This is a genomic window from Streptomyces puniciscabiei, assembly GCF_006715785.1.
In the GTDB taxonomy this organism is placed as follows: Bacteria; Actinomycetota; Actinomycetes; order Streptomycetales; family Streptomycetaceae; genus Streptomyces; species Streptomyces puniciscabiei.
Map to the genome: position 1 here is coordinate 66,840 of NZ_VFNX01000001.1, position 26,258 is coordinate 93,097.

At 70.3% G+C, this 26,258-nt stretch carries 21 protein-coding genes; 14 read left to right on the plus strand and 7 right to left on the minus strand.

The window, feature by feature from the left end; all coding sequences use genetic code 11:
• Positions 1 to 18: 18 nt before the first annotated feature.
• Positions 19 to 1,512, minus strand: coding sequence for an SDR family oxidoreductase (locus FB563_RS00280; RefSeq protein WP_055707668.1), 1,494 nt, complete (start codon positions 1,510 to 1,512; stop codon positions 19 to 21).
• 957 nt (positions 1,513 to 2,469) lie between these two features.
• Between FB563_RS00280 and FB563_RS00285 the strand changes: the two genes are divergently transcribed.
• Both FB563_RS00285 and FB563_RS00290 read left to right on the plus strand, forming a co-directional pair.
• Complete coding sequence (locus tag FB563_RS00285; RefSeq protein WP_234357835.1) at positions 2,470 to 3,144, plus strand: polysaccharide deacetylase family protein; 675 nt, start codon at positions 2,470 to 2,472, stop codon at positions 3,142 to 3,144.
• A 698-nt stretch (positions 3,145 to 3,842) separates the two neighbouring features.
• Positions 3,843 to 4,502: a zinc ribbon domain-containing protein gene (locus FB563_RS00290; RefSeq protein WP_055707640.1), complete on the plus strand. Its 660-nt coding sequence runs from the start codon at positions 3,843 to 3,845 to the stop codon at positions 4,500 to 4,502.
• Between the two features lie 214 nt (positions 4,503 to 4,716).
• Here the strand turns inward: FB563_RS00290 and FB563_RS00295 are convergent, their stop codons facing one another.
• Together FB563_RS00295 and FB563_RS00300 are read right to left on the minus strand one after the other, a co-directional pair.
• Positions 4,717 to 6,243 carry an alpha-L-arabinofuranosidase B gene (locus tag FB563_RS00295; RefSeq protein WP_055707641.1) on the minus strand — a complete coding sequence of 509 codons (1,527 nt, stop codon included), beginning with the start codon at positions 6,241 to 6,243 and terminating at the stop codon, positions 4,717 to 4,719.
• Positions 6,244 to 6,455: 212 nt separating this feature from the next.
• On the minus strand, positions 6,456 to 8,687 hold the full coding sequence (locus FB563_RS00300) for an alpha-L-fucosidase (RefSeq protein ID WP_055707642.1): 2,232 nt from the start codon (positions 8,685 to 8,687) through the stop codon (positions 6,456 to 6,458).
• A gap of 472 nt (positions 8,688 to 9,159) precedes the next feature.
• On the opposite strand from FB563_RS00300, the gene FB563_RS00305 reads away from it, so the two are divergent.
• From FB563_RS00305 to FB563_RS00365, 12 genes are all read left to right on the plus strand, one after another.
• Entirely contained in the window at positions 9,160 to 10,224 is a 1,065-nt protein-coding gene (locus tag FB563_RS00305; protein WP_055707643.1) for a sugar ABC transporter substrate-binding protein, read from the plus strand.
• 46 nt (positions 10,225 to 10,270) lie between these two features.
• The gene (locus FB563_RS00310) at positions 10,271 to 11,833 is read left to right on the plus strand and encodes a sugar ABC transporter ATP-binding protein (RefSeq protein ID WP_055707644.1); all 1,563 of its coding nucleotides are present in this window, start codon (positions 10,271 to 10,273) and stop codon (positions 11,831 to 11,833) included.
• Entirely contained in the window at positions 11,826 to 12,869 is a 1,044-nt protein-coding gene (locus FB563_RS00315; protein WP_055707645.1) for an ABC transporter permease, read from the plus strand. The genes FB563_RS00310 and FB563_RS00315 overlap by 8 nt, the downstream gene beginning before the upstream one ends.
• 89 nt (positions 12,870 to 12,958) lie before the next feature.
• Complete coding sequence (locus FB563_RS00320) at positions 12,959 to 14,293, plus strand: L-fuconate dehydratase (protein ID WP_055707646.1); 1,335 nt, start codon at positions 12,959 to 12,961, stop codon at positions 14,291 to 14,293.
• Positions 14,286 to 15,188: an amidohydrolase family protein gene (locus FB563_RS00325; protein WP_055707647.1), complete on the plus strand. Its 903-nt coding sequence runs from the start codon at positions 14,286 to 14,288 to the stop codon at positions 15,186 to 15,188. Before FB563_RS00320 ends, FB563_RS00325 begins: the two co-directional genes overlap by 8 nt.
• Positions 15,179 to 15,616, plus strand: a complete 438-nt coding sequence (locus FB563_RS00330; RefSeq protein ID WP_055707648.1) for an RbsD/FucU domain-containing protein — start codon at positions 15,179 to 15,181, stop codon at positions 15,614 to 15,616. The genes FB563_RS00325 and FB563_RS00330 overlap by 10 nt, the downstream gene beginning before the upstream one ends.
• Positions 15,613 to 16,650 (plus strand): zinc-dependent alcohol dehydrogenase, encoded by a 1,038-nt coding sequence (locus FB563_RS00335; protein WP_055707649.1) that lies wholly within the window; start codon positions 15,613 to 15,615, stop codon positions 16,648 to 16,650. The genes FB563_RS00330 and FB563_RS00335 overlap by 4 nt, the downstream gene beginning before the upstream one ends.
• Position 16,651: 1 nt before the next feature.
• The gene (locus tag FB563_RS00340; protein WP_055707650.1) at positions 16,652 to 17,413 is read left to right on the plus strand and encodes an SDR family oxidoreductase; all 762 of its coding nucleotides are present in this window, start codon (positions 16,652 to 16,654) and stop codon (positions 17,411 to 17,413) included.
• Positions 17,410 to 18,039, plus strand: coding sequence for a bifunctional 4-hydroxy-2-oxoglutarate aldolase/2-dehydro-3-deoxy-phosphogluconate aldolase (locus FB563_RS00345; protein ID WP_055707651.1), 630 nt, complete (start codon positions 17,410 to 17,412; stop codon positions 18,037 to 18,039). The genes FB563_RS00340 and FB563_RS00345 overlap by 4 nt, the downstream gene beginning before the upstream one ends.
• Positions 18,036 to 19,256: a sugar kinase gene (locus FB563_RS00350; protein ID WP_055707652.1), complete on the plus strand. Its 1,221-nt coding sequence runs from the start codon at positions 18,036 to 18,038 to the stop codon at positions 19,254 to 19,256. Before FB563_RS00345 ends, FB563_RS00350 begins: the two co-directional genes overlap by 4 nt.
• 59 nt (positions 19,257 to 19,315) lie before the next feature.
• On the plus strand, positions 19,316 to 20,359 hold the full coding sequence (locus FB563_RS00360) for an aldo/keto reductase (protein WP_055707653.1): 1,044 nt from the start codon (positions 19,316 to 19,318) through the stop codon (positions 20,357 to 20,359).
• Entirely contained in the window at positions 20,334 to 21,035 is a 702-nt protein-coding gene (locus tag FB563_RS00365) for a FadR/GntR family transcriptional regulator (protein ID WP_055707669.1), read from the plus strand. The genes FB563_RS00360 and FB563_RS00365 overlap by 26 nt, the downstream gene beginning before the upstream one ends.
• Positions 21,036 to 21,104: 69 nt before the next feature.
• Here FB563_RS00365 and FB563_RS00370 read toward each other — a convergent pair whose 3' ends face one another.
• The 4 genes from FB563_RS00370 to FB563_RS00385 all read right to left on the minus strand — a co-directional run bounded on the left by FB563_RS00370 (position 21,105) and on the right by FB563_RS00385 (position 25,861).
• Positions 21,105 to 22,757 carry a glycoside hydrolase family 27 protein gene (locus FB563_RS00370; protein WP_079048903.1) on the minus strand — a complete coding sequence of 551 codons (1,653 nt, stop codon included), beginning with the start codon at positions 22,755 to 22,757 and terminating at the stop codon, positions 21,105 to 21,107.
• Positions 22,758 to 22,853: 96 nt separating this feature from the next.
• Positions 22,854 to 22,997 carry an endo-1,4-beta-xylanase gene (locus FB563_RS00375; RefSeq protein ID WP_142218387.1) on the minus strand — a complete coding sequence of 48 codons (144 nt, stop codon included), beginning with the start codon at positions 22,995 to 22,997 and terminating at the stop codon, positions 22,854 to 22,856.
• Between the two features lie 185 nt (positions 22,998 to 23,182).
• Positions 23,183 to 24,322, minus strand: a complete 1,140-nt coding sequence (locus tag FB563_RS00380) for an SGNH/GDSL hydrolase family protein (protein ID WP_055707655.1) — start codon at positions 24,320 to 24,322, stop codon at positions 23,183 to 23,185.
• Positions 24,323 to 24,415: 93 nt separating this feature from the next.
• A complete protein-coding gene (locus FB563_RS00385) occupies positions 24,416 to 25,861 on the minus strand; it encodes an arabinofuranosidase catalytic domain-containing protein (RefSeq protein ID WP_055707656.1) in 1,446 nt (481 codons plus the stop codon).
• Positions 25,862 to 26,258 lie beyond the last annotated feature (397 nt).

Here is a 26,258-nt window from a genome sequence, read left to right on the forward strand (position 1 = left end):
TGGCCGGCCGTGAGGGGCTCAGCGGTGCGGGGCACGGTCGTGCTGGACGCGGGTGGCGGCGCGGACGATGTTGCGCGCCATGCCTCCGAAGACGATCGCGTGGAAAGGAGAGACGCACCACCAGTACAGGTGACCCAGCAATCCGCGCGGATGGAACAGCGCCCGCTGCCGGTATCGGACAGGCCCGCCGCCGTTGCCGTCCACGCGCATCTCCAGCCAGGCCAGACCCGGCAGCCGCATCTCGGCGCGCAGCCGCAGCAGCCGGCCGTGCTCGATCTCCTCCACCCGCCAGAAGTCCAGCGAGTCGCCCATCCGCAGCCGCCGGGCGTCCCGCCGGCCCCGGCGCAGGCCGACGCCGCCGACGAGGCGGTCGAGCCGGCCGCGCACGATCCAGGCCAGTGGAAAGGAGTACCAGCCGTTCTCACCGCCGATGCCCTCGATCACCTGCCACAGCGCATCTGGCGCCACATCCGTCTCGCGTTCGCGCACGTCGGCGTACAGGCTGCCGCCTGCCCAGTCCGGGTCGGTCGGCAGGGGGTCGCTGGGGGCGCCCGGCACGGAAGCCGAGGACCAGCGCGTTGCCACCTGGGCTTCCCGGACGCGCTGCAGCGCCAGGGCGACTGCCTGGTCGAAGCCGAGCGGATGGCCGGGCGGAGTGGGCAGGTACCGCTCGATGTCCCGCTCCCGGCAGACCACTTCGTGGCGCAGGGACTCCGTGAGCGGGCGGGCGATCGAGGCGGGCACCGGGGTCACCAGGCCGACCCACTGACTGGACAGACCGGGTGTGAGCACGGGCACGGGCAGGATGAGCCGCCGGGGCAGCCCGGCGACGGCGGCGTAGCGCTGCATCATCTCCCGGTAGGTGAGCACCTCCGGGCCGCCGATGTCGAAGGCACGGCTGACGTCGGCGGGCAGACGGGAGCAGTCCACCAGGACGCGCAGGACGTCCCGCACGGCGATGGGCTGGATGCGGGTGCGCACCCAGCGCGGCGTGACCATCACCGGCAGCCGCTCGGTGAGGTAGCGCAGCATCTCGAAACTGGCCGAGCCGGAACCGATGACGACGGCAGCGCGCAGGACCGCGGTCGGCACACCCGAGTCGAGCAGGATGCGGCCCACCTCGGCACGGGAACGCAGGTGGGGGGAGAGACGCGACTCGGCAACCCCTTCGGGGGTCAGCCCGCCGAGGTAGACGAGACGGCGGACGCCGGCCCGGCGGGCCTGCTCGCCGAAGACGCGGGCCGCTTCGCGGTCGGTCTGTTCGAAGTCGCGGCCGGTGCCGAGCGCGTGCACCAGGTAGTAGGCCACGTCCACGCCGTTCATCGCCCGTGCCACGGACGCGGCGTGGCGGACGTCGCCCTGGACGACCTCAGCCCGGGCGGCCCACGGATGGTCCCGCAGCTTGCCCGGCGTGCGCGCCAGGCAGCGTACCCGGTACCCGGCGTCCAGCAGCTCGGGCACGAGCCGACCGCCGATATAGCCGCTCGCGCCGGTGACCAGGCAGGTCGGCACCTCGTGAGCCGTCGCCCCGTTCCCGGTCGTCGTCCTGGTCGCCTCGTCCGCCACGGGTACCGTCCCTGTACTCGCTCGTGCGCCGGTGCACCGCACTGCACTGACCTGTACTTCCACAGTGCTGGCCGCCCGGCCGGACGCGCCTCGCACGCACGGCGATCGAGTGAACCGCCCGGCACGATCGGACCGGCCCATGCATCACGCGGGGCGTCTGCTCACGCACTCGGCCGACGGGCGTACCGGGCCGATCAGGCCATCACACAGTGTTACGGCCCCTGACTTCTCCTGCTTGACCTGCTCCGATTCGATGCCGACGGATTTGATTCAGGCCCCGGCCCTTACATTTCAGAAACAAAGCGACATTCCTCACAGGCCGGAATTATTAAGCAAGGCGACAGGCCTCCCTTAATGTGGTCGGACATCATGCCTAAACCGGATGTACCAGCCATCTCCATCGACAGCGGGGTCCGGGGCCGGGCGACGAAGCCCACCGCCGGACCGACCCCTCGGAGCACATGGAGCGACCGGTAACCCCTGGGCGCTGGCCCACAGGGACGTAGATCACCAGCGGACCCGACCATGGATGCCGCCGTGCCGTCGACCGGCAGCGCTCCTGCGCTCTGCCCTGCCTCGGCATGACCAGTACAAACACCGATTTGAGCACCGAGTGGTGCCGACGGAGGTAGACCTGTGGCGTTGGCCAGAATCAAAGTGGCGACGGCAACCGCCCTCACAGCGGCGATCGCGGGAGCCGTGATCACGGCGTGCGGGCACCACGCAGGCGGCCACACACCCCCGAGCTCGCCCCACAGCGTGACTCCCTCGACGACGCTCTCCTCTTCCAGGCCGCACTCGCCGTCCCGGGCGCCGTCGCCCTCGTACGCTTCCCCGTCCGCGTCGGCATCCGGCCGCCCGGCAGGAGCAACGCAGTCCGGCCGTGACGGAGGCTCGGCCGCGGTGCCGTCCAGGCCCGCTTCGCCATCGGGCTCGGCGAACACCTTCGGGCAACTGCCGAGCGCTCCGGCGGGCTCCGACGCGCTGGTCGGCCACGGGGTGGAGGGCAGCGGCAGGTCCGTGGCGCTCACCTTCGACGACGGCCCAGACCCGCGGTGGACCCCGCAGGTGCTCGCCCTCCTCGCTCAGCACCACGCCAAGGCCACCTTCTGCGAGATCGGGCCGCTCGCCCAGCGCTACCCGTACCTGACCAAGGCGATCGTCGCGAACGGGGACCGGCTGTGCGACCACTCGGTCCATCATGACGAGCAGCAGGACCGCAAGTCGGTCGAGTACAACATCCACGAGATCGTCGACGCCAAGCGCGAGATAACAAACGCCGCGGGATACGGCCTGAAGCTGATGTACTACCGGGCACCCGGCGGCGACTGGAGCCCGACGATCCGGGGGATAGCCGGCGCCAACCACCTGCAGCCGCTCGGCTGGAGCGACGACGCCAACGACTGGCGGCGCCCGGGCGTGGACGGCATCCTGCGCAACATCAACCAGAACTTGCGACCCGGCGCGATCATCTTGATGCACGACGGCGGAGGTGACCGTTCGCAGACGGTGCAGGCGCTCGCCCGTCTCCTCAACCAGCTGGACGCTGAAGGCTACGGCTACGGCTTCCCGGCCTGAGCTCGACGCTGTCGGGATCTTGCCGTCGGCGAGGTCATCCGCTGACGTCCCGCCGGCTTCCCAGCGCGGGATTCGTGGCGGTCCAGGAAGTAGTAGGTGGCGTCCAAGGGGCTCTCGCCCGTGCCGAGCGTCCGCCTCAGCAGCCGCAGCGCAAGGTGAAGGGAGGCGGCCCGCCTCCGGACTGCGCTCCGCGGTCCGTCAACATCGGCCACGTCGCCCAGCAGAAGCTCACCGCCCCGAGCATCGAGCCCTGCCGGTTCTGCCGACCGGAGTGGGGCATCGCCCCGCCGTGAGCATCCGGCGCGGGCCGTCGCCCAGCACCGCCGCTGCCTGCGCGTCCTCGTCCCCGAGGCGCCGCAATCAGTAGCCGAAGCTTCCCCAGCCGATGAGCCGTCCGGCTCACCGTGACCGGCCGGGCACCGTTTGGCCGACCGTACTCGGGCCCGACACGCTGCCGTCCGCGAACTGCTGGACGCCGGCCACAGCCGACGCTCCACCCAGAGGCAGCACGGCATGACCTACCGCACTGTCCAAGCGTCTCGCCGCCGCGTTCGCCGCCGGCCCGCTCGGTGATATCCGACGGAGCTGTGGCGGGCGGCCCTGCCGTTGGCCGAATGCCTCGCTGATGGCGAGAACCAGTAGCCTTCCGCCGGCGTCGTAGGGCAGTGTGCCGATGGCCTGAACTGTGGGGGGACCACATGAGCAGTGAAATCTACTTCAGCAACAACTACCGTGACCTGTGCGAGCGCAGCGGTACGGGGGCTGGTTTCCAGTTCGAGTTCTCGTGCTCCCGCTGCTACGACACCTGGCGCTCGCCCTTCGAGCCGTACGCCGGTGAGCGGGCCGCCACCTGGCTGGGCAAGGGCGTCGACATGGCCTGGAGCCTGCTGGGCCGGGCCGGCGGCGGGCTCACCTCCGCGGCCGACGGACTCGCGGGCGCCGGCTGGGGGCCCGCCCGCGACAGGGCCTTCGAGCGGGCGATCGGCAATGCCCAAGGACACTTCAACCGCTGTGCGCGATGCACCCACTACGTCTGCGGACGCTGCTGGAACGCCGCGCAGGGCCTGTGCCTGAACTGCGCCCCGGACACCGCGGCCGAGGCCATGGCGGCCCAGCAACGCGGCCTGAACGACATGGCCTCGCAGCGGGCGTACGCCGTGGGTCAACAGACCGGACAGCGGTACGACCCCACCACGCCCCGGCAGCTGGTCTGCCCGCAGTGCCGCACCGAGACCCGTGGCGCCGCTTTCTGTTCCGGCTGCGGCTATCACCTGGCGCAGTCCACCGCATGCGTCGCCTGCTCCGCCGTCGTGCCGGACGGCGCGGCCTTCTGCCCGGGATGCGGCACTCGGCAGTAGCACGACTCCCCACCGTGGGGGTGTGCGGGACGCATGGATGCAGGCGACTTTCCATCACCCCACGAGTTGTGGAGTCACGCTTGCTGCTCGGCGCGGCGCTCCTCGTGCTCGACACGTCCGGCGTTCTCGTCCCTGAAGCCGAATCAGACGGTGGGCAGCTTTTCCGATCCACGTCGGCTCCTATGCCACCCACCCCCTGTCTCCCGACTGCACATCAGCTCCAGGGGGTGGAGGCGAGCCAGCTGGTGTCCTGGCGCCACAGCGAGGTGGTGTCCCAGGCGTAGGAGCCGCCGTCGCTTGCGACGTACGCGACGTGGGAGTAGTGGCGAATGTACTTGGCCGGGTAGTTGAACGACTGGAACGAGTAGCCCGTGCCGCTGTTGCCGGGGGACGGGCAGAATGTGGCGTCACCGGCAAACTGCGCGGTCCCGTCTCGGGGCTTGAGGTAGAGCTCGAATGCGTAATGCCTGAGGTACGCGCCGGATGTGTTGGCCGACTCGAAGGAGACGCACTTGCTGTCCGCCAGACCGGGCCTGACGATCCACGTGGCGTCGGCCTTGTCGGTCGATGAACTGCTCGAGGTGACCGGCGCGATCACGACCTTGTCGTCGCTCGCGTCGTGCTGCAGGTAGTCGGAGGTGCAACAGGCGGTCGTGGCCTGGAGTGAGATCCTCGCCCCCGGGGTGAACGGCGTGGTGGTCGTGGCGTAGCCGGCCGCGGCGATGTCGGCCTGGACCGCGGCTTCGGTCGTGTCGGAGGGGGAGCCCTTGACCATGGCGCCCTCGTAGAAGGTGCCCGCGCTCGCGTTCGTGTTGGTCTGGCAGCAGTCACCGCCGCTGCCGAGGATGATGGCGCCCTGTTTGTGCATCGGGTTGTATCCGCTGGGCAGTGGGCCGCTGTAGAGCCTGGTCAGGCTCCTGGACTGGGCGTTGGCGGCGCCCAGCGCCATCTGGGTCGTGCCGTTGTTCTTGAGCATGGCGGTGACGAAGTGGCTGGTCTGGGAGACCTGGTTCGGGTTCCACGTCCTGCTGCCGCCGGAGAACAGGCCGTTCTCCAGGTCCGCCTGCACCCAAGGCCCGGTTCCGCTGCAACCACCGAACCAGCACTCCGTGCCGAAGTTGATCGCGTCCATGGCGCCGTTGCCGTCGGCCCTGTGGTCCGTCTCGGTGTTGCCGTAGTCGAAGCAGCAGCCGTTGTTCACGTGGGTGCCGCTGGTGACCATGTACTCGCCCTCGGGTGAGCTGCCGGTCGGCACACCCGAGGCGGAGCCGTCGACGAAGTAGCTGTTGCCGGGGTTGATGTAGAGGGCGTAGGCCTTCTGGCCGCCTACCGTCACCGCTTCCGAGGTCGCGGTGGCCGCCGTGTCGGCGCCGCCGGTCCCGCCGGGTCCCTGGTAGAGCAAGGTGTTGCCCTTGCCGGTCTGGTCGTAGACGCGGGTGACGACGCAGCCCGTACCGGCGCAGAACGAGTCCTGTGCGGCGGCGTTGGCGACGCCTCCGGCGCTGAGCACACCGATGTCGCGGGTGGTGTTGTCCGACGAGCGTCTGACCTGGTAGAGCGCGCCGTTGTAGGACGCGTACAGGGCGCGGGTGGTGCTGTGGGCCGCGACGCAGGGTGTGCCGCCCGCGGCGTAGATGTCGCAGGGCCCTTGCGTAGCGGCGTGCGAGGCGCCGGTGGAGGCCACCAGACCGGCGAGGGCGAGCGCCAGCGTGGCCAAGAAGGCCGCCAACCCCTGGCGCATTCGGCGAAAAGTGGACAGCTCAGGCAACAGGAACTCCCGTGTTCATCGGTGCGGATCATCAAGTCGCGCCCCGACCGAGTCCGCGGCGGACCGGTCGGCGCGGCAAGGGTCGTGCAGGCGAACGGCGGTGAGAGGCCGCCGGGGCCAATCCAGTGGGGCAGCCGCCCCCTCGAGCGCGCCCGCGGCAGCCGCTCGTCATGCCGGCGCCGGAGTCACACCGCCGTGAAGGTCCACTCCAGGTTGGGACTGCTGTTCCCGGACCACTGCTTGGTCACGGAGCCCGAGGGCATGTTGCCGCCCCCGTCGAGGACGAGGCCGGTGGTGCGGTTGACGATCCAGTACCTGCCGCCACCGCGGGGGTTGATCTGCCACTGCTGGTTGGTGCCGCCGTTCCAGGGAGCCTGCTGGGCGGCGGAGCCGTTCGTGGTGGCGCCCCATCCGTCGGCGACCATGCCGTTGGTGCGGTTGACCAGCTTGTAGTAGCCGTTGCCGAGCTCGACGGCCTGCCACTGCAGGTTGGTGCTGCCGTTCCAGGTCCACTGCTTGAGGTTGGAGCCGCTGGGGACGTTGCCGCCGCTGTCCAGCACCAGCCCGTCGGTGACGTTGGTGATCCTGAACAGGGCCGAGGGGTTGAACTGCACTTTCATCGACACGACGGTGTCGTTGTTGCCGGTGTTGCGCAGGTCGGCGTTGTCGGAGGTGAAGGTCCAGGCGGTGCCCGTGAAGTTGTCACCGGAGTAGCCGATGATCTGGTAGCCGGGGGCCAGGTTCAGGGAGGACAGGCTGAGACCGGGCAGTCCGGCGAGCGTCAACTGGTCTGCTGTGTAGGAGCCGATGGGGAGCACGGCGTAGCCACCGGAGTAGTTGACGTCCTGGTAGGCCACGGCCCCGGCCAGTGGCTGCAGGGTGGGTATCCGGCCGGAGAAGGTCAGCTTCACGACGTAGGCGAGGGCGGAGAACGGCGCCGACGACGGCAGGGTCAGGTGCAGCCCGGTCGAGTCCTGCGTTGGCGTGGGCAGGTTCGTGTACGTGCCGGCGGTGGAGTTCAGGAGCTGCACCGAGGTCAGGGAGCTGACGTCGATCCGGGCGGAGTTGAGCGTCGATATCGTCAGTGTGCCGCCCGGCCAGCCGAGGACCGTGGCGTACAGGACGGTGTCGTTCTTGTTCCGGGTGAAGCGGATGTCCTTCGGGGTACCTGCTTGCGGGGCGGTGAAGGCGCCGCCGCCCATCTGCGTGGGACCTTCGCCGTATGCGGTCCAGGCCCGGGTGGAGTACACCGACTCACCGAAGCGCTTCAGGTAGTCGCCGATGCCCAGGAGGATGTCCTGCTGTGCCTGGGGGATGGTGCCGTCCGCCATCGGAGCGATGTTGAGCAGCATGTTGCCGTTCTTGCTGACCCGGTCGATCAGTGAGTGCAGCATCTGCTGGGTGCTGTAGTAGCCGATGCCGTTCGTGTAGCACCAGCTGGAGCTGGAGATGCTGTCGTCGGTGAGCCAGTAGGGGGCGGTGATGTCGGCGGGGCCGCCGCGCTCGTAGTCGAAGACCTCGCCGTGGCTGTCGAAGCCGTCCTTGTAGGTGGCGACGACTTCGCGACCCCAGGTGTTCGCCTGGTTGTAGTAGTACGACAGGAAGTTCAGCCGCCGGCCCTCGTCGACCTTGGACAGGTCGAAGTCCTCCCAGAGGATGTCGGGCCGGGCGAGGTCGATGACCTCCTTGAGCTTGTCGTACCACAGCTGGTTCTCCGCCGTGGTGCCCAGTTGCCCGTACAGCTTCTGCAGGCTGGGGTCGGACTGCGTCGGCACGTGGTCGTAGTAGCCGTTGAAGTTGTACGCGTGGTGCATGGCCACCAGGAGCTTCAGCCCCTTGGCGCGGATGGAGTCGGTGAACAGCTGGAGCAGGTTGAGCCTCGGCCCCTTGGCGACCGAGTTCCACTCGTTGACCCGGCTGTTCCACATGGAGAAGCCGTCGTGGTGTTCGGCGACCGGCCCGGCGAACCTCGCGCCCGCGTCGACGAACAGCTGCGCCCACTCGTCGGGGTCGAAGTTGCCGCCCGCCGACTTCAGCTTCGGTGCGAACTGCACGAAGTTGCCCGCCAGGTCCTTCGCCCCGTTGATGAAGTTGTGGTACGGCCACACGGACGGGTCGCCGTAGGTCGCGATGTGGTGCTGGTTGACCGAGTCGCCGCTGATGTACATCCTGCGCGGATACCACTCGTTCCCATAGGCCGGAACGCTGAAGACGCCCCAGTGGAAGTAGATGCCGAACTTGGCGTCCTGGAACCACTCGGGGGCGGGCGGGTGCTGGTCGAGCGAGGGCCACGACGGTGTGTAGGTGCTCGGTGCCGCCTGTGCGACGCCGGACCCGAGGCCGCCGCCGGCGACGGTCGCCGCCGCTGCACATGTGGCGGCGGCCAGGAACTGGCGTCTGTTGAACGAGCTCGGCATGAGGACATCCCTGAGGTGGGGGACAAGGGGAGACACGACGCCCACGGCTCTGGAGCGCCGCACGTTACGCATGAAGTTCGACCATGTGACGCGCGGATGTCAACGGGCGTGCAGGGATGAAAGCAAGCTCTTGACTCGCGGATTCATGGCGAGTTGGGCACTCATGTCCCGTTTGTTGGGCGTCAGACATGGCATGTTTGCGCGATGCGATGCGCGAAGGGCGCACCGCCACACGGAGAGCCCGAGGATGAGCCGCCGACGCATCACACATGCGCAGCATTGATGGGATTGATTTGGTTCCCGGCCATCGGGGGCCGCTCCAAGTCCCCCTGTTTTGCAGCGGATTCTGCCGACACCTAGACAGCACCCTCGGTCGCCGCCTATACATACATCCCATCTCTCCGATGTGGCGGCCCGCAGTCGTCGCCCTGCACACCCTCTCCCGCTCCGGGACCAGCGCGAGGAAGTATCGATGAGACTCAGAACCGCTCTCTGCTCCACCGCCTCGGCCCTGTCCGCCCTGGCTCTGCTCAGCGCCTGCAGCAGTGGCTCGGGCACCGCGTCCGCATCGAGCGACGCGCCGCTGGTCGGCGTCGACTACCCGCGTTCCGACACCGACTTCTGGAACTCGTACATCAAGTACACACCGGAGTACGCCAAGCAGCTCGGCCTCTCGTTCAAGACCACCAACTCGCAGAACGACGTCGCCAAACTCACCGCCAACGCACAGACGTTCATCAGTCAGGGCGTCAAGGGGATAGCGATGGCCCCGCAGGACACCGCCGCCATCGCCCCCACCCTGGCGCAGCTGGAGGCCAAGAAGATCCCGGTCGTCACGGTCGACACCCGTCCCGACACCGGCAAGGTCTTCATGGTCGTCCGGGCCGACAACCGCGCGTACGGCGAGAAGGCGTGCAAGTACCTCGGCATCAAGCTCGGGGGCAAGGGCAAGGTCGTCATGCTCCAGGGCGACCTCTCCTCGATCAACGGCCGTGACCGCACCGAGGCGTTCAACGCGTGCATGAAGGCGAACTACCCGGGCATCAAGGTGTTCGGCGAGGCCACGAACTGGGACGGTGCAGTCGCCGCGCAGAAGCTGCAGACGGACCTGACCGCCAACCCGGACATCAAGGGCGTCTACATGCAGTCCAGCTTCGCGCTGTCCGGGACGCTCCAGGTCCTCAAGCAGAAGGGGCTGTTGGCCGGCCCGAAGGACAAGAAGCACGTGTTCGTCGTCTCCAACGACGGCATCCCGGAGGAGCTGAAGGACATCGCCGCCGGGCAGATCGACGCCACGGTCTCCCAGCCGGCCGACCTCTACGCCAAGTACGCCCTGTACTACCTGAAGGCCGCGATCGACGGGAAAACGTTCCAGCCCGGCAAGACCGACCACGACAGCACCATCGTCAAGGTCCGCGACGGGCTGCTCGAGGACCAGCTCTCGGCTCCGCTCGTCACCGCCGACGGCGCCACCTACGGCGGCGTGCCCAGCGTCAAGAGCGACGACAAGTCGCTGTGGGGCAACAACCTCGGCTGACACCACGTCCGGAAGGCCAACGGCGAACACCACCAAGGCGGTTGAGATGAGCGACGGGGAACGAGCAGTCCGCCCCGCACCCGCCCCGACGGACGACGGACGGGTCCCGGCAGATCCGCCCGTCGTCGAGGCGACGGGCGTGGTCAAACGATTCGGTCCTACGGTGGCCCTGAACGGCGCCCGGATCACCATCAGACCCGGCGAGACGCACGCGCTCGTCGGCCGCAACGGCGCCGGCAAGTCGACCCTGGTGTCCGTCCTCACCGGCCTGCAGGCCCCGGACGAGGGAACGGTGACGTTCGGCGGCAGCCCGGCGCCACGGCTCACGGACCGCGACGCCTGGCGCCGGCGTGTGGCCTGCGTCTACCAGAAGTCGACGATCATCCCCACGCTGACCGTCGCCGAGAACCTCTTCCTGAACCGGCACGAGCACGGCCGCCACAGGCTCATCAGCTGGCAGGGCGTACGCCGCCGCGCACAGGACCTGCTGTCGACCTGGTCCGTGGACGTCGACCCGCAGACGCCCGCCGCCGATCTCAGCGTGGAACAACGGCAGTTCGTGGAGATCGCCCGGGCACTGTCCTTCGGTGCCCGGTTCATCATCCTCGACGAGCCGACCGCCCAGCTCGACGCCGCGGCGATCAACCGCCTCTTCGACCGCATCCACGACCTGCAACGGCAGGGCGTGACCTTCCTGTTCATCAGCCACCACCTGCAGGAGATCTACGAGATCTGCGACATGGTGACGGTGTTCCGGGACGCCCGACACATCCTGACCGCCCCGGTGACCGAACTGCCCCGCGCGGAACTCGTCGCCGCCATGACCGGTGAGGCGGCGGCCGACCGCCGCGAGGAACGGGTGAGCACCCTGGACGCCGGCGCCACGGCCGCGCTCCGCGTCCGGGGTCTGGGCGGCGAGACCTACGGCGACATCACCTTCCAGGTCGGCGCCGGGGAGATCGTCGGGCTCGCGGGGGCCGCGGGCAGCGGACGCACCGAAGTGGCCGAGACCGTCGTGGGACTGCGGGCCGCAGACAGCGGGGAGGTGGAGATCGCCGGCAACCGTCCACGTCCCGGCAGCGTGCCCGCCGCGCTCGCCGCCGGCGCCGGGTTCGTCCCGCAGGACCGGCACCACCAGGGCTTCGTGCCGGACATGTCGATCGCGGACAACGCCACACTGTCCGTTCCCCGCAGGCTCGGCAGGAACGGATTCCTCAGCCGCAGCCGACGCGACCGGCTCGCCGAGGGGATGATCGAGCACCTGGCGATCAAGACGCCCGGCCCCGACGTGCCCGTCTCCGCCCTCTCCGGCGGCAACCAGCAGAAGGTCGTCATGGCCCGTGCCCTCGCCGACGACCCCCGGCTGCTGGTTCTGATCAATTCGACCGCGGGCGTGGACGTGCGCTCCAAGGAGTTCCTCCTCGGAAAGGTCGAGGAGACCGCGCAGACCGGCACCGGAGTGCTCATCGCCTCCGACGAACTCGACGACCTGCGCATGTGCGACCGGGTCCTGGTGATGTTCCAGGGCCGTGTGACCTCAGAGATCGCCCGCGGCTGGCACGACCACGAACTCGTGGCCGCGATGGAAGGAGTGGACCTCGATGCCTGAAACCGTCCCCGCGGACACCGCCGCAGCGGGGGGCACGGAGCCGCGGGCGAAGCGGACCGCGCTGCTCGGCGGCCGGATACCGCTGGCCCGGCTGCGCGACCTCGCCCTCGTGCCCGCCATCGTGGTCATCGCGATCGTCGGCCAGATCGTCAACCCGGTCTTCCTGCAGGTGGACAACCTCATCAACGTCCTGCAGACCATGTCCGAGATGGCCCTGCTGGTCCTCGCCCAGACGATGATCCTGATCGTCAAGAAGATGGACCTGTCGCTGGAGTCCACCATGGGGCTCGCACCGGGCGTCGCGGCCTGGCTGGTGGTGCCGGCCGGCGCCGGGCACGGTCTCGGCCTGCTCCCCGGCGCCTGGGCCATCCCCGTCACCCTCGCCGTGGGCGCGCTCGTCGGAGTGATCAACGCCCTGCTGATCATCCGCTTCGGCCTCAACGGCTTCATCGTCACCCTCGGCATGCTGATCGTGCTGCGGGGCGTCCTCACCGGCATCTCCGGCGGCCAGACCTTCTTCCAGCTGCCACCGTCCATGCTGTACCTGGGCACCGCCGAATGGTTCGGGATGCCCGCGTCGATCTGGATCTGCCTGGTGCTGTTCGCGGTCGCCATCGTCGTCCTCGGCTGGACCAGCTTCGGCCGCTCGCTGTACGCCATCGGCGGCAACGTCGATGCTGCGAAGGCGGCCGGCATCCGTACCGACCGGGTGCTGTGGATCGTCATCGTCACCGGCAGCGTGCTCGCCGCCCTCGCCGGGCTGCTGCTGTCCGGCCGCCTCGCCTCGGTCGCCTCCGCACAGGGCAACGGCTACATCTTCACCGTCTTCGCCGCCGCCGTCATCGGCGGAATCAGCCTCAACGGCGGCAAGGGCACCATGTTCGGCGCCTTCAGCGGCATCCTGCTGCTGTTCATGATCCAGAACGTGCTGACGCTCGCGGGCGTCCCCGCGCAGTGGATCGGTGCCCTCAACGGCCTGATCATCCTGGTCGCCCTGACCATCTCGCGTATCACCGGCGGCAAGGTGCAGGAGTGAACCGGGCGGCCGCCGCCGCACACCGCTCGCCGCTCGCCCTTCCGTCGCAGGGGGCCGTGTTCCCACCTGCTCTCACAGGAGTTGCCGTCATGTCCTCTGCCGTGTCCGTTCCATCGGCATCTGCCCGTATCACCGCCCTCGACGTCCTGGACGTGCGGTTCCCGACGTCCGAGCACCTGGACGGGTCGGACGCGATGAACCCCGAACCCGACTACTCGGCCGCCTACGTGATCCTGCGCACCGACGCCACCGACGGGCTGGAGGGCCACGCCCTGGCCTTCACCACCGGACGCGGCAACGACGTGCAGGCCGCCGCCATCGCGGCCCTCGCACCCCACGTGGTCGGCCTGTCCGTCGAGGAGGTCTGCGGCGACCTCGGAGCCTTCTCCCGCTCCCTCGTCCACGACCCTCAACTGCGCTGGCTGGGACCGGAGAAGGGAGCGATTCACATGGCCACCGGCGCGGTGGTCAACGCCGCCTGGGACCTCGCGGCCAAGCGTGCGGGCAAGCCCGTGTGGCGCTTCCTCGGCGAGATGCCGCCCGAGGAACTGGTCGCGCAGGTCGACTTCCGCTGGCTCAGCGACGCACTCACTCCACAGGACGCCCTGGACATCCTGCGCCGTGCCGAGCCGGGCCGCCAGGAGCGCACCGCCCGCCTGCTGGAGCGCGGCTACCCCGCCTACACCACCACCCCCGGCTGGCTCGGCTACTCCGACGAGAAGCTGGCCCGCCTGGCCCGGGAGGCCGTCGCCGCCGGCTTCACCCAGATCAAGCTGAAGGTCGGCGCGTCGCTGGAGGACGACGTACGACGCATGCGGGTGGCCCGCGAGACGGTCGGCGGCGGCATCCGTATCGCCGTGGACGCCAACCAGAGATGGGACGTCCAGGACGCGATCGACTGGGTGCGCGCCCTGGCGCCCTACCAGCCGTACTGGATCGAGGAACCCACCTCCCCGGACGACATCCTCGGCCACGCCGCCGTCCGCAAGGCCGTCGGCCCCATCAAGGTCGCCACCGGCGAGCACATCGCCAACCGGGTCGTCTTCAAGCAGCTCCTCCAGGCCGGCGCGCTGGACATCGTGCAGATCGACAGCGCACGGGTCGGCGGCGTCAACGAGAACATCGCGATCCTGCTGCTCGCCTCGAAGTTCGGCGTGCCGGTGTGCCCGCACGCCGGCGGTGTCGGTCTGTGCGAGATGGTGCAGCACCTGTCGATGTTCGACTACGTCGCCGTCTCCGGGACGGTCGAGAACCGGGTCATCGAGTACGTCGACCACCTCCACGAGCACTTCACCGACCCGGTGCGCATCGCCGGCGGTCACTATCTGGCGCCGGAACTTCCAGGGCTGAGCGCACAGATGCACCCGGAGTCCCTCAAGGAGTACGCCTACCCCGACGGACCCGTCTGGACCGCCCGTGTCTGATGCCCAGCCCCTCGTCGACGCCCACCACCACGTGTGGAACCTGGACATCCGGCCGCAGCCCTGGCTGGACGAGCCCGGGCACGAGCCGCTCCGCCGCAACTTCGGCTCGTACGCCCTGCGATCGGCCGCGACCCGGCCGATCGCCGGACGACGGCTGACGAGTACGGTGCTCGTCCAGTGCCTCACGTCCGTCCCCGAGACACGCGACCTCCTCGCCCTGGCCGACAGCGACCCGCTGATCGGCGCCGTCGTCGGCTGGGCGGACCTGACGTCCCCAGCGATCGGCGACGTCCTCGACGACCTGCGGACGGGCTCTGCAGGCCGGTACCTGCGGGCCGTCCGGCACCTCGTGCAGGGCGAGTCCGACCCGAACTGGCTCGGGCGCCCGGAGGTCGAGCGGGGGTTGCGAGCGGTCGCAGAGCGCGGGCTCGGGTATGACGTGCTGATCCGCAGCCACCAGTTCCCGCAGGCGATCCGTCTCGCGGAGAGGCTGCCGGAGCTGTCCCTCGTCCTGGACCATGCGGGCAAGCCCCCTCTCGCAACGCGGGAACTGGCGGACTGGGCACAGCAGGTGCGGACACTGGCCCGGCATCCCCAGGTCCGCTGCAAGGTGTCGGGGCTCGTCACGGAGGCCGACCACGAGAAGTGGACCGTCGACGACATCCGCCCGGTGTGGGACGTCCTGCTCTCCGCCTTCGGCCCCGACCGGCTGATGTTCGGCTCCGACTGGCCGGTCTGCGTCCTCGCCGGCGGCTGGAACCGCTGGGCCGCCACCGTCGAGGAACTCCTCGACGGCTGCTCCGGCACCGAGATCCACGCGGTGCTCGCCGGCACCGCGACGGACTTCTACCACCTGACGCCTGCCCCGACGAAGGAGGGGACGCCGTGCTCCTGACGGACCTGCTGCACCCCGGAATCCTCGAAGCCCTGGCCGGAGCCGGCCACGGCGCCCGCGTCCTGCTCGCGGACGGCCACTACCCCGCCAGTACGGCCACCGGAGAGCGGGCCAGGACCGTCCACCTCAACCTGAGGCCGGGTCTGCTGGACGTCACCACCGTGCTCGACGTGCTCCTGCGGGCGATCCCCGTCGAGTCGGCCCAGGTGATGGTGCCGCCCGAGGGTGAACCGGAGCCGCCGGCCATCGCCGAGTACCGCGCCAGGCTGGCGCCCGCCCCGGTGGAGACGCTGGACCGGTTCGCCTTCTACGACGCCGCGCGCTCCCCCGACCTGGCGCTGGCCGTCGTCACCGCCGACATCCGTACGTACGCCAACCTGCTGCTGACCATCGGCGTCCGCGCTGAAGGGACCCTGACCCCACGATGACACTCGCAGTCCGCTACACGGCCGCCCGCACCCTGGACACGGCACCCGCCGAAGCCTCCTCCCCCGGCCCCGGCGAGGTGGAACTGGCGCCCGCCTACGTCGGCATCTGCGGCACCGACCTGCACATCTTCCACGGCGACATGGACGCCCGGGTCGCCGCGCCCGCCGTCCTCGGACACGAGATGTCCGGCCGCGTCGCACGCGTCGGGCCGGACGTGGAGGGCTGGCAGCCCGGTGACGCGGTGACCGTGATGCCGCTGCGCTGGGACGGAACCTGCCCGGCGTGTGCCTCCGGTCACCGGCACGTCTGCCAGAACCTCGACTTCATCGGCATCGACTCGCCGGGCGCGATGCAGCAGCGCTGGACCGTGCCGGCCGCCATCCTCGTCCGGCTGCCCGGCTCCCTCGCCCTGGACCGGGCCGCACTCGTGGAGCCCACGGCCGTGGCTGTGCACGACGTCGGCCGGGCCGAGGTGCGGGAGGGCGAGCGGGTGGTCGTGGTCGGCGGCGGACCGGTCGGGGTGCTCATCGCGCTGGTGGCGCGGGCCGCCGGGGCCGAGGTCCGCGTGGTGGAGCTCAGCACTCACCGACGCCTCCTGGCCGAGGAGTTGGGCTTGACCGCCTGGGACCCGGCCGCCGACGACGTGCCCGAGCTCGTCCAGCGGTGGACCGGCGGCGCGGGCGCGGACGTCGCCTTCGAGGTCTCCGGCGCCGCGGGCGGTGTCGGCACCGCCGTCGAGGTGCTGGGCGTGCGCGGCCGCCTGTGTCTGGTGGCGATCCACCCCCGCCCGCGCGAGGTGAACCTGCACCGCTTCTTCTGGCGGGAGCTCACCCTCGTGGGTGCCCGGTTGTACGACCGCTCCGACTTCGAGCGGGCGGTGAGGCTGGTGGCGGACGGCACGATCCCCGCCGAGCGGCTGATCAGCAAGGTCGTGCCGCTCACCGAGGCGCCCGCGGCCTTCGAGGCACTGGAGGCGGGCGGGGACGTGATGAAGATCCTGGTGGACTGCGGCAACGACGCGACGGGAGCCTGAGATGCCTCTTTTCGATCTGACCGGCAGGCTCGCCGTCGTCACCGGCGCCCGGCGGGGCATCGGCCGGGCCATGGCCCGCGCGCTCGCCGAGGCCGGCGCGGACGTCATCGGCGTCAGCGCCTCGCTGGAGGAGTCCGGCAGCGCGGTGGAGAAGGACGTCGTCGCCGCGGGCCGCACCTTCGAGGCGATCCGCACCGACTTCGCCGACCCCGACGCCGTACGGGCCCTGGGCGCGGACCTCGCCGGGCGCGAGCGGCCGGTGGACATCCTGGTCAACAACGCGGGCACGATCCGCCGGACCCCTGCGGCCGAACACACGGACGCCGACTGGGAGCTGGTGCTCCAGGTCAACCTCAGCGCCCAGTTCGCGCTCACCCGGGCGGTGGGCGCGGCGATGGTGGCCCGCGGCCAAGGGAAGGTCGTCTTCACGGCCTCGTTGCTCAGCTTCCAGGGCGGCATCACCGTCCCCGGCTACACCGCCGCCAAGCACGGCATCGCCGGACTGACCAAGGCACTGGCCAACGAATGGGCCCCGCACGGCGTGAACGTCAACGCCATCGCGCCCGGCTACATCGCCACCGACAACACCCAGGCACTGCGGGACGATGCGGTGCGCAGCCGGGCGATCCTGGACCGCATCCCCGCCGGGCGCTGGGGGACCGCCGACGACCTCGCGGGCGCCACCGTGTTCCTGGCCTCGGACGCCGCCGCCTACGTCCACGGCACCGTCCTGCCCGTCGACGGCGGATGGCTGGGCCGATGACCGCGTCTGTCGCCTCCGTGCTGTCCGGCGCCCGGGTCCTGCCGGTGCTCACGGCTGCGTCCGTCGCGACCGCCGGCCCGCTCGCCGACGCGCTCACGGCGGGCGGTGCCCGGTGCGCCGAGGTCACCTTCCGTACCCCGGACGCCGAGCAGGTGGTGAAGGCGATGGCGGCGCACGGCGGGCTGACGGTCGGCGCGGGCACCGTGCTCACGTCCGAGCAGGCGGAGCGGGCCGTGGCGGCCGGGGCCCGCTTCGTGGTCTCCCCCGGTTACGACGCCGAGGTCGTCGCCACGTGCCGCGAGCTCGACGTACCGGTCGTACCGGGTGTCGCCACCGCCACGGAAGTGATGCGCGCCCTGCGCGCCGGTCTCGACACGGTCAAACTGTTTCCCGCCGAGCCGCTCGGCGGCATGGGCATGCTCAAGGCACTCGCGGCTCCGTTTCCCCGGGCACGCTTCCTGCCGACCGGAGGCATCGGCCCCGAGCAGCTGCCCGGCTACCTCGCCCACCCGGCGGTCCTCGCCGTCGGCGGCAGCTGGATGGCGACCACCGGCCACCTGGAGCGCGGCGACTACGACGGGATCCGGCGGCTTACCGCCGAGGCCGTCGAGAGGAGCAGGGGATGAGCTCTCCCGAGGTCATCGCCCTCGGCGAGGTGATGCTCCGCTTCGACCCCGGCGAGGGCCGCGTCCGCACCGCCCGCACCTTCCAGGTCTGGGAGGGCGGCGGCGAGTACAACGTCGTACGCGGACTGCGCCGCTGCTTCGGCCTGCGTACGGCCGTCGTGACCGCCCTGGTCGACAACGCGGTGGGGCGGCTGGCCGAGGACCTGATCCTCCAGGGCGGAGTCGACACCTCACTGATCCGCTGGGTGCCCGGCGACGGCATCGGCCGCACCGCCCGCAACGGGCTGAACTTCGTGGAGCGGGGCTTCGGCATCCGGGGCGCGCTGGGTGTCAGCGACCGCGCCAACACGGCCGTGTCCCAGCTGCGCAAGGGGGACGTCGACTGGCACGCGCTGTTCGCCGCGGGCCCGCGCTGGTTCCACACGGGCGGCATCTTCGCCGGTCTGTCGGACACCACGGTGGACGTGGCGGACGAGGCGATGGCCGCGGCACGCCGGCACGGCGTCACCGTTTCCTACGACCCCAACTACCGCCCGAGCCTCTGGACCGACCGCGGCGGCGCCGAACGGGCCCGCGAGGTGGACCTGCGGCTCGCCCGGCACGCCGACGTGGTGGTGGGCGCCCTCGGCCTGGCCGGGCCGTACCCCGGAGCGGTGCACGTCCGCGCGGACCAGGTGCCGGAGGCGCTCGCCGAGGTCGCCGACCTGCTGCCCGAGGCCAAGGTACTGGCCACCACGCTCCGGGGCGTGCCCTCGGCAGGCGTGAACGACTGGTCCTCGGCGGCCTGGTCACCGGCGACCGGCTTCGTCGCGGGCCCCGACATGCCCGGCCTGCACGTCCTGGACCGCATCGGCTCCGGCGACGCCTTCGCGGCCGGACTCGTCTACGGGCTGCTGACGTCGGCCCCCGGGCCTGAGGACGAGTCCACGGCCGGTTCCGGGCCGGCTGACGGACGGTGGAGCGCCAAGGCGCCGCGGCACCGCCCCCTCGGCCGGCCCGCGTCGCAGCACGCACCGCTCCGGCGCCCCGCCGCCGAGCCGCTCACGGGTGCCGAGCCGACCGGTGCGCCGGTCACCACCGCCCGTCTGGAGCGCGCCCTCGCCTACGGCACGGCTCACGGCGCACTCGCCATGACGACGCCCGGCGACGTCTCCATGGCCTCGCTCGCCGAGGTCGAGGCGCTCGTGGCGGGCGGCTCGGCAGCCGTCAGGCGCTGAACGGCGCCTTGTCCCGCCCACAGGTAGCCGTCCCACCCGTAGGACCCGAGGAGCACGTCTTGCGAACCCGGAAGATCACGAACACCGCCGTCGACGTCACCGAACTGGGCTTCGGTGCCTCCGTCATCGGCAACCTCTACCGGGTCACACCGGTCCAGGACGCGGCGGCCGCGATCGAGGCGGCCTGGGACGGCGGCATCCGGTACTTCGACACCGCGCCGCACTACGGGCTCGGCCTGTCCGAGCAGCGGCTGGGGGCCGCCCTGCGCGACCGCCCCCGCGAGCAGTACGTCGTCTCCTCCAAGGTGGGCCGGCTGCTCGTGCCCAACGAGCAGCCGCGGGGCGTCGACAGCGAGGGCTTCGTCGTCCGGGACGACCTGCGCCGCCAGTGGGACTTCAGCCGGGACGGCGTGCTCCGCTCCATCGATGCCACCCTGGAGCATACGGGTCTCGACCGTCTCGACATCGTCTACGTGCACGACCCCGACGACCACTGGCGGCAGGCCGCCGAGGAGGCTCTGCCCACCCTCGCGGACCTGCGCGACCAGGGGGTGATCGGCGCGATCGGCGCCGGCATGAACCAGTCGGCCATGCTCGCCCGCTTCCTGGGCGAGACCGCGGCCGACGTGGTGATGCTGGCCGGACGCTACACGCTCCTCGACCAGTCGGCGCTGGACGACGTGCTGCCCGCCGCACGGGAGCACGGCAAGAGCGTGGTCGCCGTCGGCGTGTTCAACTCGGGCCTGCTCTCCCGGGACCGTCCCGTGCCGGGCATGAAGTACGACTACAAGGACGCGCCGCCCGAGTTCGTCGCCCGGGCCCTGGCCATCGCCCAGGTCTGCGAACATCACGGCACGACCCTGCCCGCCGCCGCGATCGCTTTCCCGTTCGGCCATCCCAGTATCATCAACGTCACCCTGGGAATGAGGAATCAGGAGCAGGTCAGGCACAACGTGGAACTCCACCGTCGGCACGTGCCGGAAGCTCTCTGGGACGATCTTCGCGCCCAGGGCCTGATCAGGCCGGACGTACCCACGCGGAACAGCGCGGAGAACACTCCGGAGGAAGGGGTGCGCGTTGTCTCTGACGGACAAGGCCATTGAGCGGATCCGTGAACTCATCCGCACCGGGGCGCTGCCACCGGGCTCGAAACTGCCGCCGGAGCCGGAGCTGGCGGCCCAGCTGGGCCTGTCCCGCAACCTGGCCCGCGAGGCGGTCAAAGCGCTCGCGGTCGCCCGCGTGCTCGAAGTCCGCCGGGGCGACGGCACCTATGTGACCAGCCTGCAGCCGAGCCTGCTGCTCGAGGGCCTGGGCGGCGCGGTCGAGCTGCTGCAGAGCGACTCGGCGGCGCTGCTGGACCTGATGGAGGTGCGCCGGCTCCTCGAACCGGTGGCCACTGCACTCGCCGCCACCCGGATCTCCGACGACCAGCTGGCAGAGGTGAAGCAGCACCTGGACGCCATGCGAGCCGCACGCGACGACGTCGAACAGCTGAACGCGCACGACGCGGCGTTCCACCGCGCGGTCGTCTCGGCCACGGGCAACGAAACGCTGCTCACCCTGCTGGAGGGCATCTCGGGCCGCACCCTGCGCGCCCGCATCTGGCGCGGCCTGGTCGACGACCAGGCCGCGGGCAGGACCCTCGCGGAACACGAGGCGATCTTCGAGGCGCTCTCCACCCGTGACGCCACCCTCAGCCAGGCCGCCGCACTGATGCACGTGAGCCATACCGAGCAGTGGCTGCGGGAACATCTGAGGAGCACCGCGCCCGCAGGATGACGCCGCTCCCCGACGGCCCTTCCCGGGGACGCCCGCCCGGCCGGTGCCCGGCGTGGCGCGGCGGGGGACTCATCCCAGTGTCCACTGCTGATTGCTGCCGCCGTTGCAGGTCCACAGCTCGGCGAGGGTTCCGTCGGCGGTGGCCGCTCCGGTGACATCCAGGCACAGGCCGGACTGGGCGCCGGTGACGGTGCCGTTGGAGTTCAGCGTCCACTGCTGGTTGGTCTGGCCGTTGCACGGCCAGATCTCCACCTTCGTCCCAGGGGTGGTCTGGTTGTTGTAGGCGTCCAGACACATCTGGGCGCTGCCGGAGTAGACGGTGAGCTGGTCTGAGGTGGAATGCGTCCATGTCTGGTTGGCCCCGCCGTTGCAGCTCCAGACCTCCACCTGGGTGCCGGCGGTCGTGGTGGAGTTCGGTACGTCCAGGCATTTGCCCGCACCCACCGCGTGCAGCTCACCGGTCACGCTGGTGCCGCCGCCGCTGCTGGTGCCGCCCGCGACCCGGTACATCACCGTGCCGTGGGCGGGCACGGAGGCGCTGATGGTGCCGGAGGTGGTCGAGGACGCGCCCGACCACAGGTCGGTCAGGGTGTAGGCGGACGCCCCGGTCTTCCCGATCGCGGCCGCGGTGGTGGTGATGGTGGCCGTCGAGCCCGTCTCGTTGAACAGGGCCACCGACACGTCCCCGTTCGCCAGCGGCTTGGCCAGCACGTCCAGGCCGCCCGACGACGACACCATGGTGCCCTGTTTGCCGAGGGGGTCCTGGTCGACCGCGATCACCCGGGAGTTGGTCAGGGTGGACAAGGTGTCGGAACTGGCCGAGGAGATGTTCGTGCCGGCGATCAGCGGCGCGGCCATCTCCGCCCACAGGCTGAACTCGCTGCGGTTCTCGGTGGCCGTCATCGAGCCGTTGCCGATCTCCAGCATGTCCGGGTCGTTCCAGTGGCCGGGTCCGGCGTAGGAGGCCAGTCCCGCGTTGCTGTGGAAGATCGACAGCATGCTGGAGTAGCTGGGGCTGATGTCCCCGGTGGTGCGCCAGCTGTTGCCCACGCCCGCGCCCCAGGTCCACACGTTCTCCTGGCCCCAGTTGCACAGGCTGAACAGGATCGGCCGGCCGGTGGCGGCCAGGGCGTCCCGCATCGCGGTGTACCGGGTTTGTGCCGGCACCCCGGTGTTGTTGCAGTTGTCGTACTTCAGATAGTCCACACCCCACGACGCGAACGACTGAGCGTCCGTGGTCTCGTGCCCCAGGCTGCCCGGGTACCCCGCACAGGTCGCGGTGCCCGCGTCCTCGTAGATTCCCAGCTTCAGCCCCAGCGCGTGCACGTAGTCCGCGGTGCCCTTGATGCCGTCGGGGAACTTGGCCGGATCCGGCACCAGGCGGCCACCGGAATCGCGGCTGTGGGTCATCCAGCAGTCGTCGATGTTGACGTACGAGTAGCCCGCCGCCTGCATGCCGTTGGTGTGCATTGCCTGAGCGGTGGACTTGATCAGCGACTCGGAGACATTGCAGCCGTACGCGTTCCAGTCGTTGAAGCCCATCTGCGGCGTCAGCGCGAGCCCGTTGCCCAACGCAGCGGCGGGCTGCGCCGTGCCCAGGGGGAGCAGGGGGGCGACCACGGTGAGCAGCACGGCCGAGAAGGTGAGTACCAGGGTTCTACCCAGGGACACCAACGGGGGCAGCGGTCGGAGGCGTCTGGCTCTCGCAGTGGTCATGGTCATAAGTCTTGGCTCCTGTGATCAGTTGGACGAACGGACATGAGTTCAGCGGCCCTTCATGGCGAACCTCGACGTCACGCCAGCGCGGACAGGACCGCGTCATAGGCCGGCCATGCACGCCTGCACGGTGTTGGCGTAGGCGGTCGGTGAGGCCCGGGGGATGTCGAGTTCGGTGATCTGGACGTCCACGCCGAGCGCGGCCACTGCCCGCCGCGGCCGAGCCCAGCGTGCCGGAGGCCGCATGCGCCGCGGGTGCCGCCGTCCCGGCCAGGGCCGGCACCGTACCGACCGTCAGACCGGTGGCCGAGGCGAGGACCTTGCGGAGACGCGGCTCCTCGTCGAGCCAGGACATGGAGGATCACTCTCCTTGTGTGTGGGGGCGAGACACCGACCGCGAGACAGTGCTGCGGTGCAGTCGGGTCACGAGCTCAGGAGACCGGCAGAGCGGTCCACTTCTGGTGGGCGCCGCCGTTGCAGTCCCACAGGACCAGTTGCGTACCGTCGGTGGTGGATGCGCCGGGGTCGTCGAGACAGCGGCCGGAGACCGGGTTGCGGTAACCGCCGTTGTACGCCTGCCATTGCTGGTTGCTGCCGCCGTTGCAGTCCCACACCTCGATCTTGGTGCCGTTGGCGGTACCACCGCCCGTGGCGTCGAGGCACTTCCCGAGCGCCCGCAAGGTGCCGTCGGAGCGCGCGGACCACCACTGCGCGGCGGAGCCGTTGCAGGACCAGATCTGCGCGGCGGTCCCGTTGGCGCTGTTGCCACCGTTGACGTCCAGGCACTTCCCCGCGATTCCGGAGCGCACCTGCCCGCCGACGGGAACCGGCGGCATGATCCAGCCTGCCGCGTCAGCGGCCTGGACCCCGGCGTTGAAGGCGTCCGCCATCTTGCGGTAGCCGTTGTCGTTGGGGTGGAGGGGGTCGGAGAGGTCCGCGGTGGTCAACGCGCTCATGTCCACCAGGCGTACGTGTCTGCCGGCGGCCTGCTCGGCCTGGACGATCCCGGGGAGCTTGGCGTTGAACGCGGGCCGGTTGGCCTCCTCGGTGCCGCTGGTGGAAATGATCACGGTGCCCAGAAGAACGGTGGCGTCGGGTGCGTCCTCGGTGATCCGGTCGATGAGCGCACGAAGCCGGTCGGCGGCGGTCGGGATCTGGTCATTGCCGTTCAGATCGTTGGTCCCGATCTCCAGTGTGATCACGTTCGGCCGGTAACCGGCCAGCACGGAGTCCGCGATACCGGTTATCTGGTCGATCACCCAGCCGGAGTGGCCTTCGTTGTCCGGGTCGGACATGGTGCCGTTGCGACCCGAGCCGACGAAGTCCAGGGCGTGGCCCTCGGCCGACAGCTGGTTCCAGAGAAAGCCCCGGTAGCCGTTCCCGGACGGGCTGCCGACGCCCCAGGTGATCGAGTCGCCCAACGGCATCAGCCGCAAGGGGGCGGGCGCGGCGGCGGCCCGGACGGCGGAGGGCGGCGCCCCGGTGCCGGTGGCGGCCGCCGCGGGCAGTGCACAGGCCATGCCGAGGGCGGCCGTCAGCGCCGCGGTCAAGGGCGCCAGGTACTTCTTCATCAGCGTTCCTCACTGGGACGGGACAGTGGGTGGGGGTGAACGAGCCCGCGAGCCGGTCAGCGCGGGGTGAAGTCCTGCTCGGTGCCGGAGGCGTCAGTCGAGTCGCCATTGCTGGTTGGATCCGCCGTTGCACGGCCAGAGTTCGGCCGGCGCCCCGTTGGCCGTGGAGGCGGCGGTGACGTCGAGACAGAGTCCGGACTGCGTGCCCGTGACGGTGCCGTCGGCATTCAGCTGCCACTGCTGGTTGGCGCCGCCGTTGCACGGCCAGGTCTCCACCTTGGTGCCGGCGGAGGTCTGGTTGTCGTATGCGTCCAGGCACATCTGGTTGCCGCCGCTGTAGACGGTCAGCTGGTTGGAGGCTGTGCGGGTCCAGGTCTGGTTGGCGCCGCCGCTGCAGTCCCAGATCTGCAGCTGTGTGCCGGCCGTGGTGGACGAGTCGGGCACGTCCAGGCACTTGCCCGCGCCCACCGCGTGCAGCGCACCGGTGCTCGTCCCGCCGGAGGAGTTGCCGTATCCCGCCGCGGTGATGTCGGCCCGGACCGCGTTCTCGGTGGCGTCGGACGGGTAACCGGAGGTCATCACGCCCTCGTAGAAGGTGCCTTGCGCGCCCTTGCTGTTGTCGCCGCCGGTGCCCAGGATGATGGCACCCTGCTTCCGCATCGGGTTGTAACCGGCGACGTTGGGGCGCGGTCCGTCGTAGAAGGTGGACAGGCCACCGGACTGCGCGTTGCCGCCACGGATCGCCCAGTGGTTCGGCCCACCCTTGATGATGGCGGTCGTATACCGGTGGTTGATGGTCGGGTCGCCCGCGTTGTAACGCTGGTTGACCCCGGAGAACAGGCCGTTCTCGAGGTCGGCCATGACCCACGGACCGTTGCCCGAACCGTAGCCCCAGACCTTGATGTTGCCGAAGTAGATGGCTTCCATGGTGCCGTTGCCGTCGTCGTTGCTGTCCGTCTCGGCGTTGCCGTAGTCGAAGCAGCAGCCGCCGTTGTAGTGCGTACCGTCGAAGATCGCGTACATGCCCTCGGGGTTGTCCCCGGTCGCGATGCCGTTGGTGTGGTTGTTGCGGTACCCCGTGCCGGGCGCCACGAAGACGCCGTAGCCCTTGTGACCTCCCACCATGGTGGGCGCGGCAGTGGCGTTCGCGAGGTTGTCGGGGCCGCCCGCGGCACCGCCCGCGGGCGCCTGGGTGAGGCTGTTCCCGCGGCCTGACTGGTCGTAGATGACCGTGATCAGGCAGGTCGTCCCCGCACAGAACGAGTCCTGGGCGGCGGCGTCCGCGTACCCGCCCGCGCCCAGGACGCCGATGTTCCGGGTGGTGTTGTCCGAGGCCCGCCGGACCTGGTAGAGCGGCCCGTTGTACGAGGCGTACAGCGCTCGCGTCGTGCTGTGCGCCGCCACACAGGGCGTGCCGCCTGCCGCGTAGATGTCGCACGGGCCGGACGCGGCGGCCCGAGCCGTGCCGGCCGTGGCCGTGGCGCTGACCAGAGTGCCGACGACGAGTACGGCTGCGGCCCCGGCCCGGGCGAACGTCATCGACGGCGAGCGGGGCGAGCGCGCCGACGGCGGGACATGTCCCTGCTCCGGCACACTTTCCGGCGCGCCCCGGTGGCGTAACGCCGCCAGGAGCCGTCGTACGCCACCGCGCCCGGACAGCGGATGGTGTCTTGTGCGCATGGTTCCCATCTGATCTCCCCTACGTGCCGGCGCGGCCCAGTCGGGTGTGCTGGCGGCGCTGACGATCCGAAGCACTTGAAGGTGCCGTATGTGCAGTGAGATTGCAGAGAGGTTTCGGGGGGAGACGGTCCTCCCGAGCCGCGGGACTGTCAAGGGTTCGAAGCTCCGGCCGGGAAGGTTGTCGCGGAATCGATTCGACGGCTGATTTCTGCGGTTCGGAGCTCGTCCGCACACTCGAACAGATCCGGCATGACAG